This window comes from Enterococcus sp. DIV2402 (assembly GCF_017426705.2).
In the GTDB taxonomy this organism is placed as follows: domain Bacteria; phylum Bacillota; class Bacilli; order Lactobacillales; family Enterococcaceae; genus Enterococcus_F; species Enterococcus_F lowellii.
Map to the genome: position 1 here is coordinate 3,193,145 of NZ_CP147251.1, position 12,870 is coordinate 3,206,014.

A 12,870-nucleotide genomic window follows, 5' to 3' on the forward strand; every position below is an offset into this window, starting at 1 on the left:
TCTTTCTCAAGCTTAATCGATTGTCACATCTTTTCCAAACCATTTTTCGCTAATTTTCTTGAATTCGCCATTATCGCGTAATTCAGCTAGCCCTTCATTAATTTTTTCAGCTAGTTTTTCATCGTCTTTACGCACGCCAACTGCAAAACCTTCTTGGGCAAAGGTACTATTAATTAAATTAAATTGATCCAATTTGTTCATTTTGGTTAGGTAATATTCTGCATATACGCTATCAATCAATACGCCATCGATACGTCCTGTTTCTAAATCGATAAAGGCTTCATTGAAACTTGCATAAAGCGTTGCATCGTTGTCTTTGACCATATCTTGTAAGACTTCTGGTTGTTCAGTAAAAATTTTATAACCAGAAGAACCTTCTTGGGCACCTAATACTTTATCTTTCATTTGGTCTAATGAATCAATCCCAGAATCTTTTTTCGTTACAAGCACTTGATAGCTTTGCATATACATATCAGAGAATAAAACTTTTTTCTTACGTTCGTCATTGACTGTGTAGCCATTCCAAATCATATCAATAGTTCCGTTGTCCAATTCGGTTTCTTTCATCGCCCAATCGATTGGTTGGAAGGTTACTTTGGTATCTGTTAAATCAAAAACAGCTGTTGCTAAATCTACGTCAAAACCGGTTAGCTCCCCATCATCATCACGAAATCCCATTGGTACAAATGTATCATCTAATCCGACAACGACTTCTTTTTTATCCGCACCACTACCAACATCTTCTTTTTTGTCACCAGTGCCACATGCACCTAATAATAAAATACTTGCTGCCATCAATAAACCAGTTAATTTTTTCATTTTTTCTTCCTCCTATTTTACAGGTGATACTTCTAGTAGATTATCTGCAATATTTTTTGCAAAATCCAAATCGTGTGTGACTACGATTTGCGTAACGCCTTGTTTCTTCAAATCTAAAATTAAGTTTTCAACTTGTTGTCGTAATGCTGGGTCTAGTGCACTAGTTGGTTCATCATACGCCAGCACTCGTGGATTCATCGCCATTGCTCGAGCGATAGCTACCCGTTGTTTTTGTCCTCCAGACAGTTGATAAGGATATTGCTCTAGTAAGGTTGCTAAACCTAATTGTTCTGCTAATTGTTGCGCTTTTTGAGTATAAATAGCTTTGTCTTCTTTTAATACTAATTTAGGAGCTAACGTGATATTCTCAAACACACTAAGATGTGGAAATAATTGAAAATCTTGGAAAACCACCCCAACAACTTGTTCTTGTTCTTTCAAATTCATTGGATTAAATTTTTTGCCATCCAATAAAAAATCACCACTATCAATACTTTCCAAACCAGCAAGTGTTCGTAACAATGTCGTTTTCCCACCACCAGAAGGACCGACAATTGCTAGGATACTGCCTTCTGAAATCGATAAATTCAACCCATCGATGATTGTTCTGGAACCAAATGATTTTTTGATATTTTTTAGTTCTAACATCCTTTTTCCCTCCTATCGATAGTAATCTAATCGTTTTTCAACTTGCTTCAAGACAACGGTAAAGAAGCCTGTTAATGCTAAATAAATAATACCTACACCAATTAGCGGTAACAATGTTGCTTCACGTTCCATAGCGATTTTTCCAATTCGCATCACATCAGATAATCCTAAGATATAAATCAATGACGTATCTTTGACTAAGCTAATCACTTCATTTCCAACAGAAGGTAGCGTAATTTTACCAACTTGTGGAATAATAATTTTCGAAATTGTTTGCCATGGAGTTAAGCGTAAAACTTGTGCAGCTTCATATTGCCCTTTAGGAATTGATTGAATCCCTCCACGAAAGATTTCCGCGAAATAGGCAGCATAATTTAAAATAAAAGCAAAAACTGCTGCTTCAAAACGATCTAATACAATTCCTACCGTTGCCAGCCCATAAAAAGCAAAAATTAGTTGTAGTAAAAGCGGCGTACCACGCATTAACCAAACGTAAGTCTGTACGATAGATTTAAAAAATTTAGACTTACTAGATAAAACAAATGCCAATAAAATCCCTAATGGAATAGAACCAATGAGTGTAAATAGAAATAATTGAATTGTTACACCCGTCCCTTTAAATAATTGCGGAAAAACTGAAATAAGAATATCCATTTTATTACCTCCTTGTATTGTTGCCTGTTATTAGCAAAAGAAAAAACCACGCAAGCTGCCCTTGGTTCACCCAAGAGGACGCAGTTTACGTGGTTCCACCTCATTTCATCTTCTCTTCACAGAAAAAGACCTTCTATGGTTGTTGATAAAATAAAAAAAGCCCTCTAGCCGCATTGGCTAAAGGACGTAAATTACGTGGTTCCACCTTTTTTCATCTATTCCTCACAGAATAAATCTCATGAAGTTATCTATCAATAACCATCGCTGTAACGGGCTTCCCGGGTTTTCCTACTAGTCTTCAAAAAACCGACTCCAAGATGTGTTTCACAATGAAGTTATTATCTCTTTTCACCAGCCAGAGACTCTCTTTTAATAAGCGACAATGTTACTCTTCTTTTCGATGTCTTTTCTTAAGTTGTTTCCTACTTTACATTCTTCTATGAAAGTTGTCAATCGTTTTACACGAAAAATATTCAGAAAATTCTATTTACTAAAAAGAAAATCCCTGCCCTTTCGTTTTTTGAAAGCACAAGGAACATTCTCCTAATATTTTGTTGCTAATTTGACAATTTCTACTAATGTCTGACTCGCTTTTTCCATCGCTTCTAACGTAATAAATTCATATTGTCCATGGAAATTTTCACCACCAGTAAAAATATTCGGTGTTGGTAGACCCATCATGGAAATTTTCGAGCCATCCGTGCCTCCACGAAACGGTTGTACATTCGGCGTAATGCCAATCGTTTGCATTGCTTCTTTAGCTAACTCGATGGCTAACGGGTGCTTATCAATCACTTGACGCATGTTGTAGTATTGGTCTTCTAATTGATACGTAATACGCTGTTTATCAAAGCGTTGGTTAATTGTCTCAATAATTCCGATAATCGTCTGCTTGCGTTGTGCAAATTTTGCTTCGTCATGGTCACGAATAATATAATTTAACGAAGCATGATCAATCGTTCCCGAAAATTTAGTTAAAAGATAAAAACCATCATAGTCGCGTGTTTTTTCAGGAACTTCCTCACTTGGCAATTGATTGTCGATTTCTTTTCCAAGTTGAATTGCATTTACCATTTGTTGATAAGCTGTTCCGGGATGCACGCTAGTTCCTTCAATTTCGATATCCAGTTTTGCGGCATTAAACGTTTCATATTCAAAATTTCCGACACGACCACTGTCCACAGTATAGGCATAGCGTACAGGAAATTTCTCTACTGGAAAACGATCAGCACCTCGACCAATTTCTTCATCGGGGCCAAATGCTACCCAAACATCTCCTCGTTCCAACTCTGGTTGGGCAATTAATTGGCGCAACATCTCTAAAATTTCGGCAACTCCTGCCTTATCGTCTGCTCCTAAAAGGGTTAACCCATTGGTGGTAATTAATGTTTCACCTACATAATCTTTTAGGTTGGGAAAATCCGAAACTTGCATCACAATGTCATGTTCAGCATTTAAGCAAACATCTTGTCCATCATAGTTTTCAATGACTTGTGGTTGATTATTTTCTGCATTAAAGTCTGCAGTATCCACATGTGCAATAAAACCTAAAGCCATTTTCTCCGGGTTTCCTGCTAATTTCCCTAAAACAAAACTATTTTCTTCGTCATATTCGACATTTTCTAATCCCAATTCACGTAAACGTTGCTCTAAAATTTTGGCTAGTTCCACTTGACCAGGAGTGGTTGGTATAGTTGCCGATTTTTCATCTGAACGTGTATTGATACGCACAAATTCTAAAAAATCATTTAATAATTGACTCACGTCTCTCATCCCTTTTTTTATTCTTCTACATAAGCTTCACGTAAATAGAAATAGTCTCCATATGAATGGTATACAATATCTTTTACTTTTGGATTCACTAAATAATTAGCCGCACTTTGATAAATTGGTACTTGTGCAGCATCATCTTCTAAAAGAATTTTTTCTGCCGCTTTGTAGTCTTCAAATGTTTTATTTTCATCATTTGCATCTACGGTAATGGCTTTTTCAACTAGCTCAGTATATTCACTATTGTCATATTCCCCATAGTTATAAGAAGAACCTGTGCGATACAAGTTGAAATAAGAATTCATATCGCTACTTCCAGCGATCCAACCAGAAATTGATAATTCATATTTTTTATCCGCACGCGCTTGGTTAACATTATTGGCTGGTTGTGGTGTAATTTCAATTTTCAAACCAGGTAAGTTGGTTTCTAGTTGGTTTTGCACATACTCTGAAACTTTTTTGCCGTTATCAGAATCATCGACCAGCAAGGTTAACTCAATTGAATCACCTAGCTCAGCAGTTGCTTGCTCCCATTCTTTTTTGGCTGCGTCTAAATCGAAGACGTTATAATCGCCACTATACGCACGGAAGTCCTCACCCGTTTCAGAGTTCGCATATAATTGTGCTGGAATTAACCCGTTCAAGGCAGTTGAACCATCACTTAAAACATTATTAACTAGACTCTCTTTATCAATCGCTAATGCTACTGCTTTACGGAAATGCACATTCCCCAATGCTTCAGTTGCTTTTTTATTAAAGTCTAAGAAACGATTAGCTACTTCTAGTTGTGAAACTAGCGCTTCATCATCTTTAAATTGTTGTACATATTGTCCTGTAATTTTTGTGAAATCTAATTCACCAGATTGGAACAAGTTAATTCCGGTATTATCTTCTTTAATAGTTGAACCTTCAACAGTCTCTAATTTCACTTTGTCTGCATCGTAATATTCTGGATTTGGTTTTAACGTCCATGTGTCAGAAGCAGGTGTCCAATCTTCTAAAATAAATGGACCAGAATAAAGCAAGTTCTCACTAGTTGTTGCATAGTCTGATCCTTCTTCAGTCACGTAGTCTTCATTTTGTGGTGCTAACCAACCAATCGAAACCACTGATAAGAAAGAAGGTTGTGGATTAATTAACGTTACTTCAAATGTTTTTTCATCTAACGCTTTTAATCCAATTGTATCCACATCAGCTTTTCCTTCACGAATGTCTAAACTATTAACCACGTTATCCAACCAATAAGCGTTTGGTCCCATTGTTTCTGGATTCACCAAACGTTTCCACGAGAATAAGAAATCATTTGCCGTAATAGGTGTCCCATCACTCCACTTAATATCTTCACGTAAATGGAAAGTATACACTTTGCCATCTTCGCTAATATCCACAGATTCAGCTAATCCAGGAACCGTTTGACTCTCTTCATCTAAACGATACAATCCTTCAAAAAGATGCTGTACGACTGTAAAGGTGACTTTATCGGTAGTTTGTGTGGTATCCAACGTTGATAATTGAGCCGGTAAACTTACCGCAATTTTTTGCTCGACACCACCTGCGGATCCACCTGAACTATCTGTCCCATCTGTTGCTTGTTTGCCTGTACTACATCCTGCTAAAACAATCGCAATTGCCCCTAAAGCAATTGTTGATTTCAACCATTTCTTCATTTCTTTCTCCTCCTTTTATAAATAAAAAAAGTCCTTTTACTAGTTTCAGAACCAGTAAAAGGACGAATTAATCGCGGTACCACCTTTATTCAGAAGCTCACACTTCCCTTACTCCAACATCACATCATGAGATTGGTGTTCATGGTTAACGGATGAACGTTCCCGAAACTGCTTACCTATCAACAGCTTTTCTCAGAGCTCATTTTTCAATTTGTTAAATTGGTTCTTTTCACCAGACAGAACCTCTCTGAAAATTTGCGAAATCTACTTTTCTCTTCAATGAATTTTATTATTAAATTTTAATAAAGTTTAGCTTAACTACTTCTCATTGTCAATGCTTTCGTTTGTGAAAAAAATAAAAGCATAAGAATAATTGGCGTATAATCAAAGTTGCTATACAATGCTACTAAGGACACACGAATGATGTGTAAGATTTTTTTATAGACAAGGTGGTTTTTTTCGTGACAATACTAGAGCTACAACAAATTTACCCTACGGCACAATTGCACACCTTTCCTACAGATGATGAAAATTTTTTATCGCTGTATTTAGAAGGACAATTTTTATGGATTCCACAACAAACTTTGACAATAACTGAAAAAAAAGTGTTGAAAATGTTAGCCGATACCATTGATACGACGCTACCAACTCATCATCCTTGGTATGCGACTCTTTTTCAAAGTGAAAGTGCCCCCTTAACAACGGGCGATTTCCGAGTGATTCAAGTTGAATTTACCAATCCTGAACAAGTCGATACCTATTCTTGGGATGAAGAAATCAAACGGATTTTTCCTCATCTAGTGGATCACTTCTTTATCAACGGAACCAAAAGTTTTTTAGTGGAAATTTATAGCGAAGATGCTTTACCTACAGAAGAATTAGAAGGTATCTTTTTAGCTTTAGACGGTGATTTTAATACCTATACGCGCGTATTTGTAGGGGCTTTTTACCCTGTGACCAGTGATTTTACAACGTTACTACAAGAAGAACAGCAACTTTTTCTTTCAATGACTAAACAAAATTTACCAACGAAATGTTGTGATCTTAAAAATACAGCGATTCATTATTTTGCCACTCATTTGATTAAAGAAAGTATGATGATGCGCCAATTAGCCAAACTTTGGTTTGAAGATGATGTCCATGATGTCATCTTAGCATTATGGAAAAATCAAGGAAATGTTAGTTCGGCAGCGAAAGATTTATTTATGCATCGCAATACCCTGCAATATAAAATTGATAAATTCCAAAAACAAACATTAACTAACCTCAAAGAAATGGATTCCCTCTTCTTATGCTATCTTTTACTCACGACTTTTGCTAAAAATTAACTCCTTTTACAATGTGCACAAAAAATCAAAAGTTTTTTTGTGCACGTTTACATTGTTAAAGTAAACCGTTTTCATTATAGTAAGTATATAAATTAAAGCGAAAGAAGGAATTCATTCATGGTAGAAATGGCCCTAACACACGTATATAAAAAATATGACAATGCAGATAAATATTCTGTTACAGACTTTAACTTAGATATTAAAGATCGCGAGTTCATCGTTTTCGTTGGACCTTCTGGTTGCGGTAAATCAACAACTTTACGTATGATTGCTGGTTTAGAAGATATTTCAGAAGGTGAATTATCAATCGGCGGTAAAGTAATGAATGATGTTGCTCCAAAAGACCGCGACATCGCGATGGTTTTCCAAAACTATGCCCTATATCCACATATGACAGTTTATGATAACATGGCATTTGGTTTGAAATTACGTAAATATGATAAAGCAGACATTAAATCACGTGTTGAAAATGCTGCTGAAATTTTAGGTTTAACAGAATATTTAGACCGTAAACCGGCAGCTTTATCAGGTGGACAACGCCAACGTGTTGCCCTAGGTCGTGCAATCGTTCGTGATGCAAAAGTATTCTTGATGGATGAACCTTTATCTAACTTGGATGCCAAATTACGTGTAGCGATGCGTGCTGAAATTGCAAAATTACACCAACGTTTAGAAACAACAACAATCTACGTTACTCATGACCAAACAGAAGCGATGACTATGGCTGACCGTATTGTTATTATGAAAGATGGTTTCATTCAACAAATCGGTTCACCAAAAGAAGTGTATAATACACCGAAAAATATCTTTGTTGCTGGATTTATCGGTTCACCAGCGATGAACTTCTTCAATGTAACACTAAATAATGGTGTGATTTCAGATGGTCATGGATTAAAATTACGTATTCCAGAAGGACGTAACAAAGTATTAGTAGACAAAGGTTATGAAGGTAAACAATTAGTCTTTGGTATTCGTCCAGAAGACATTAACAGTGAACAAGTAGCGATTGATGCTTCTCCAGAATCAACAGTTCGTTCTGAAGTTGTCGTATCAGAATTACTTGGTGCTGAAACAATGTTATATACAAGAATTGGTGACACAGAGTTTATCTCTAAAGTCGATGCGCGCGACTTCCACCGCCCAGGCGAAACAATTGATTTAGCCTTCAACTTAAACAAAGCGCACTTCTTCGATAAAGATAGCGAAGATGTTATCAAATAGTAGTTTCTTGTGATTATTATGGATTTGCCCCCATAATAATCATAGATAACTTATATAGTGTTTTCCTTATTTGTATCCCCCAGAAAAAGCATTGGTGAAAGCCAGTGCTTTTTCATTTTCAGTCTTTAGTCCCTGTTCTAAATTTTTCATCATGATACAATATAAGAAAATAAAGTAGGTGAGAACATGAAACTTTTAGGAAATATTATTTGGTTCATCTTTGGTGGATTCGTAGGCGGACTAGGTTGGGTCTTAGCAGGCTTATTATGGTGTATCACTATTATTGGGATTCCAATTGGGATACAATGTTTTAAACTAGCTGGTCTAAGCTTTTGGCCATTTGGCAAAGATGTCGTTTACAGTAGCAGCAGTGTCTCACTGATTGTAAATATCATTTGGTTAATTGTAAGTGGTTTGCCATTAGCTCTAACACATATTGTTAGTGGGTTAATTTTATACGTAACAATTATCGGTATTCCTTTTGGTAAACAATCATTCAAGTTGGCGAAACTAGCATTAATGCCATTTGGTGCAAGAGTTATTGACGAAGGTAGCTGGCGATATTAATCTTCGTAAACACATTTGTCTAACTATCCTCTCGCATTATTGAAGAAACGAATCATTTTAACAACGTAAACTGTCATATAAAAACGCTAGGTCTTTGATTGCTCAAGGCCTAGCGTTTTGTTATTTTGTAATTGTTGCTCCATTGGTACGAATCACTTCTTGATACCAGTAATAACTGTCTTTTTTATAACGATCTAACGAACCGCCTTCTTCATCTCTATCAACATACACAAAGCCATAACGTTTTTGATAACCGTTTAACCAGCTTAATAAATCGGTAAATGACCACGTGCAATAAGCCCACACTTCGCAGCCTTCTTCAACTGCTTGCATTAATTCATACACATGTGCATTTAAATAAGCAATTCGGTAGTCATCGTGAATTTCATTTTCGCTTGTTTTCTCATCAAAGGCTCCTAAGCCATTCTCAGAAATAACAATTGGTAAGTCATAACGGCTAGTAATTTCTTTACAAGCATAACGCAACCCTGAAGGATCAATCGTCCAATCCCAATCAGTTGTTTCCAAGTGAGGATTTGGTGGATTTTTATATACTCCCGGTTCACCGGTTATTTGACCAGAACCTTTTTTCCCAGTGGTGTTCATTTCGCCTGATTGTGTCACACCATCAATTGGATTGTATTCGACCACGGATGTTTGATAGTAATTGACACCCATAAAATCAATCAAACTCGCCGCTTTTTTCAACACTGAGGTATCTTCTTGGCTAACTGTTGGTGCGACTCCTTTTTTATCTAAATAAGCATAACCATTGCGTGGGTAACGTCCATAGGCATAGACATCCATCCACCAATAATTTTTTAGATTATCGTAATCTACTTTCGCCATTGCATTGACTGGTTGACAATCCACCGCATAACTTGGGCTATACGCGAAACTTGCACCAATTTTACCATCAGGAATAATTTCTTTGAAGGCGATTACCGTTTTGGCATGTGCTAAAAAGACATGATGATTCACTTGGTAATATAATTTTTCCTCGTTATGTTTACCTGGTGGGTGCATGCCATTCATCCAGCCAAAATTCGTAAAGATATTCTGTTCATTCACGGTAATCCAATAATTAACTTTACCTTTAAATGCATGGAAAAGATACGTTGCATAATTAACAAAATCATCAATCACTTGTGGGCTTTCCCAACCACCATATTCATTTTCTAATGCTTGTGGCAAATCCCAGTGGTATAGTGTAACCATTGGCTCTACATTATTTTTCAAACATTCATCAATTAACTCTTCATAAAATCGCAAACTAGCTTGATTGACTTCACCTTTACCATTAGGAAAAATGCGTGACCATGCAATTGAGAAGCGATAGGTTTTTAAGCCCATTTCAGCCATTAAAGCGACATCTTCTTTGAAGCGATGATAATGGTCAACAGCTAATTCACCAGTTGTTTCTTTATATGTTTTTCCAGGAATTTTAACGAACTCATCCCAATTTGATAAGCCTTTTCCATCTTCATTATAAGCGCCTTCAATTTGATAAGCAGCAGAAGCACTTCCCCATAAAAAGTTTTTTGGCATTGTTTTTTCCATAATTTCCCTCCTTAGTTAAACTCTCTTTATTTTCACTTACGAACCGGAAAAAGTCTAGTTACTATCTTTGATTTCTCATGACTTCCTAATTTCAAAAAAACGGATTCTATCTTTTAAAAAAAGCGTCACATTGCGTGAACAATGGGACGCTTTAACTTTATTTTTTCTCCATGGCAGCTTTCAGTGCAGCAGCTAATGGACTTTCTTGTGGTTCTTCTTGAGAATATTTTTTCATCAAACGTCGTTCTTCATGCTTCGTCATTTTTTTCTTTTGTTCTTTTTTTGTTGGAATTTTTTCAGTCGTGCCATCAAATTTGCAGCGGAAGTAGGCTCCATTTTTTCCTTCAATAATCTCCATTTTTTTATGACATTGTGGACAACGATGGTTTGATAATTTTGGATCTTTACGACGACGATAATTACAGTCATTACTTGAACATACATAAATTTTACCATCACGCGTATTTTTTTCTCGTAACAATTCCCCGCATTCAGGACATTTCTTTTGTGTTAGAGAGAAATCTTGGTATTTTTGTTCGCTATGCTTAACTTCTTTGACTAATTGTTTCGTATCGTTTTCTATTTGTTGTAAGAAAGCACCACTTGAAAATTGTCCTTTTGCAATTGCTTCTAGCTGTTTTTCCCATTTCTCTGTTAATTCTGGTGTAACAAGTGATGGATTAACGAGCTCTAACAATTGTTTACCTTTAGGAGAAACTTGCAGACCACTTGGTGTCCGTTCCATTAATTCTGATTTAATTAATTTTTCAATGATTTCTGCACGCGTTGCCGGCGTTCCCAAACTAAATTTCTCCATTTTTCCAAGCAAGGTTCCTTCATTTAAAGGTTTTGGTGGCGAGGTTAATTCTTTTTTTATAGCAAAATTTGGTGCAACGCTCATACCTTCTTGCCAGTTAATCGTGGAGGTTTTATTTTCTTCAGTTGTTTTCCAACCAGCTTCAACAATCTTATTTTGGGTAAAAATAAATTGTTCCGTATCAAATGCCACGGTGGCTTTTTGTTGGATTTTTTTGTGCGGTAATGCAAATAACATTAAGAAACGAGTAACAATCATATTATAAATTCGTTGTTCATCGCTGGTTAATTTTGCATAGTTTGGTTTTTGTTCTGTCGGTAATAACGCATGGTGATCCGATACTTTCGCATCATTGAATACCGCTTTTTGCTGGACGACTGCACCACTTTTTAAATACGTTTTAACTTCTGGCGCAAAGTCTGAAACAGCTTGAAGGCGTTCTTTCATTGTCGCTTTCATGTCTGTTGTTAAATATTTACTATCTGTTCGTGGATAGGTCACAATTTTATGCGTTTCATACAAGCTTTGTACTAAAGATAGTGTCTTTTTAGCTGAAAAACCGTAACGCTGGTTTGCCTCACGCTGAATTTCAGTCAAATCGTAAGGTAAGGGCGCCGACTCTGTTTTGGTTTTTTCCACAACTTGCATCACACGACCATTTTTTTGGCTCATTTTATTTACCAGTTGTTGGGCTTGTTCGTGCTCTCTCAAAGCATAAGGATTTTTTTGTACCAAACGAGCTTGTTCCTCACCTACAGCCAATTCAATGACATAATATGTTTGCGGTCGAAATTTTTCAATTTGTTGTTCTTGTTGACGCACTAAAGCAAGCGTTGGCGTCTGTACTCGTCCAGCACTTAAATTGTCTTGATATTTTACTGTTAGTGCACGGGTAACATTTAAACCAACTAACCAGTCAGCTTTTGCGCGCGCAATGGCTGATTGATATAAGGTGTCGTATTGTTGTGCAGGTTTCAATTGTGCGAAACCTGTTTTAATGGCCTTGTCTGTTTGCGAAGAAATCCAAAGACGCTTAACAGGTTTATCAAACCTCACCCATTCCAAAATCCAACGTGCGACAAGTTCTCCTTCACGTCCAGCATCTGTTGCGATGACTGCTTCTGAAACATCTTTTCGTTGTGCTAATTGTTTAATTGCCTTTAATTGATGACCTGTTTTTGGTAAAGGCTTAATTCCTATATTTTTTGGAATCATTGGTAAAGTTTCCATTTGCCAACTTTGCCATTCTTTATTGATATCCTCAGGCATTTTTAGGCCTAACAAATGACCTAAAGCCCAAGTGACAATCACTTTAGGACCTTCATAGTAGTTCTTATGCTTTTGATTCGCTCCTAAAACCTTACTTAGATCTTTGGCAACGCTTGGCTTTTCCGCTAGAATTAGTTGCTTCATAAAATTCCCTTTCACTTTCAATTGTTAATGGTTGATAATCTTTTAGAAGAGCTAATCCTTTATATTGTTGCAAGTCTTCATCACATTCTTCGCACCAGCGTTCGTCACCATCATTCCAAAAAGCACTCAAGTAATTTGGTTTGGCGTGAATATAGCTATATTCTGCGTAAACTGCTTGCCACTTTTTGCGATAAAATAATTGTGCTTCTTCTAATGCTGAAAAAGTCATTTCTTCTTGGATATCTGCTTGCCACTCTTCAAAAAACCACCAGGGTTCATTATCACCATACATGGTTATTACTTGATACATGGACTCCGCCCCTTACCTTCATTTATTACCGTAATATTAGTCAGTTTAACTAGAAGTTTCAAGCACCACGCTTGTGAAAGCCAATGCTTGTAAGGT

At 36.5% G+C, this 12,870-nt stretch carries 11 protein-coding genes and 2 other annotated features; of the genes, 3 read left to right on the forward strand and 8 right to left on the reverse strand.

The genetic code is table 11. From position 1 onward, the window contains the following. Positions 1-12 precede the first annotated feature (12 nt). The 5 genes from DOK78_RS15555 to DOK78_RS15575 all read right to left on the reverse strand — a co-directional run bounded on the left by DOK78_RS15555 (position 13) and on the right by DOK78_RS15575 (position 5,558). Positions 13-819: an amino acid ABC transporter substrate-binding protein gene (locus tag DOK78_RS15555; RefSeq protein WP_207871572.1), complete on the reverse strand. Its 807-nt coding sequence runs from the start codon at positions 817-819 to the stop codon at positions 13-15. A gap of 12 nt (positions 820-831) precedes the next feature. After that, positions 832-1,467, reverse strand: a complete 636-nt coding sequence (locus DOK78_RS15560) for an amino acid ABC transporter ATP-binding protein (protein ID WP_207871573.1) — start codon at positions 1,465-1,467, stop codon at positions 832-834. 12 nt (positions 1,468-1,479) lie between these two features. Next, a complete protein-coding gene (locus tag DOK78_RS15565; protein WP_207871574.1) occupies positions 1,480-2,121 on the reverse strand; it encodes an amino acid ABC transporter permease in 642 nt (213 codons plus the stop codon). A gap of 177 nt (positions 2,122-2,298) precedes the next feature. Further along, positions 2,299-2,531 (reverse strand) — a binding site (T-box leader). 133 nt (positions 2,532-2,664) lie between these two features. After that, positions 2,665-3,885, reverse strand: coding sequence for a peptidase T (gene pepT / locus DOK78_RS15570; protein WP_207871575.1), 1,221 nt, complete (start codon positions 3,883-3,885; stop codon positions 2,665-2,667). Positions 3,886-3,902: 17 nt separating this feature from the next. Continuing rightward, positions 3,903-5,558 (reverse strand): peptide ABC transporter substrate-binding protein, encoded by a 1,656-nt coding sequence (locus DOK78_RS15575; RefSeq protein WP_207871576.1) that lies wholly within the window; start codon positions 5,556-5,558, stop codon positions 3,903-3,905. Positions 5,559-5,613: 55 nt separating this feature from the next. Next, positions 5,614-5,847: a binding site (T-box leader), on the reverse strand. A gap of 172 nt (positions 5,848-6,019) precedes the next feature. Between DOK78_RS15575 and DOK78_RS15580 the strand changes: the two genes are divergently transcribed. The 3 genes from DOK78_RS15580 to DOK78_RS15590 all read left to right on the forward strand — a co-directional run bounded on the left by DOK78_RS15580 (position 6,020) and on the right by DOK78_RS15590 (position 8,674). Then, complete coding sequence (locus DOK78_RS15580) at positions 6,020-6,886, forward strand: helix-turn-helix domain-containing protein (protein WP_207871577.1); 867 nt, start codon at positions 6,020-6,022, stop codon at positions 6,884-6,886. Between the two features lie 117 nt (positions 6,887-7,003). Then, positions 7,004-8,107, forward strand: a complete 1,104-nt coding sequence (locus tag DOK78_RS15585) for an ABC transporter ATP-binding protein (RefSeq protein ID WP_207871578.1) — start codon at positions 7,004-7,006, stop codon at positions 8,105-8,107. A gap of 186 nt (positions 8,108-8,293) precedes the next feature. Then, positions 8,294-8,674 (forward strand): YccF domain-containing protein, encoded by a 381-nt coding sequence (locus DOK78_RS15590; RefSeq protein WP_207871579.1) that lies wholly within the window; start codon positions 8,294-8,296, stop codon positions 8,672-8,674. A 120-nt stretch (positions 8,675-8,794) separates the two neighbouring features. Here DOK78_RS15590 and DOK78_RS15595 read toward each other — a convergent pair whose 3' ends face one another. The 3 genes from DOK78_RS15595 to DOK78_RS15605 form a co-directional block, all read right to left on the reverse strand. Continuing rightward, a complete protein-coding gene (locus tag DOK78_RS15595; protein WP_207871580.1) occupies positions 8,795-10,234 on the reverse strand; it encodes a glycoside hydrolase family 1 protein in 1,440 nt (479 codons plus the stop codon). A 157-nt stretch (positions 10,235-10,391) separates the two neighbouring features. Then, positions 10,392-12,464, reverse strand: a complete 2,073-nt coding sequence (locus tag DOK78_RS15600; protein WP_207871581.1) for a DNA topoisomerase III — start codon at positions 12,462-12,464, stop codon at positions 10,392-10,394. Next, a complete protein-coding gene (locus DOK78_RS15605) occupies positions 12,412-12,774 on the reverse strand; it encodes a DUF1033 family protein (RefSeq protein WP_207871582.1) in 363 nt (120 codons plus the stop codon). Before DOK78_RS15605 ends, DOK78_RS15600 begins: the two co-directional genes overlap by 53 nt. Positions 12,775-12,870: the final 96 nt, after the last annotated feature.

Coding starts and splice junctions, on each gene's coding strand:
- DOK78_RS15605 (WP_207871582.1), bottom strand. CDS start 12,774: ATGTATCAAGTAATAACCATGTATGGTGATAATGAACCCTGGTGGTTT.
- DOK78_RS15585 (WP_207871578.1), top strand. CDS start 7,004: ATGGTAGAAATGGCCCTAACACACGTATATAAAAAATATGACAATGCA.
- DOK78_RS15555 (WP_207871572.1), bottom strand. CDS start 819: ATGAAAAAATTAACTGGTTTATTGATGGCAGCAAGTATTTTATTATTA.
- DOK78_RS15600 (WP_207871581.1), bottom strand. CDS start 12,464: ATGAAGCAACTAATTCTAGCGGAAAAGCCAAGCGTTGCCAAAGATCTA.
- DOK78_RS15590 (WP_207871579.1), top strand. CDS start 8,294: ATGAAACTTTTAGGAAATATTATTTGGTTCATCTTTGGTGGATTCGTA.
- DOK78_RS15565 (WP_207871574.1), bottom strand. CDS start 2,121: ATGGATATTCTTATTTCAGTTTTTCCGCAATTATTTAAAGGGACGGGT.
- DOK78_RS15560 (WP_207871573.1), bottom strand. CDS start 1,467: ATGTTAGAACTAAAAAATATCAAAAAATCATTTGGTTCCAGAACAATC.
- DOK78_RS15595 (WP_207871580.1), bottom strand. CDS start 10,234: ATGGAAAAAACAATGCCAAAAAACTTTTTATGGGGAAGTGCTTCTGCT.
- DOK78_RS15575 (WP_207871576.1), bottom strand. CDS start 5,558: ATGAAGAAATGGTTGAAATCAACAATTGCTTTAGGGGCAATTGCGATT.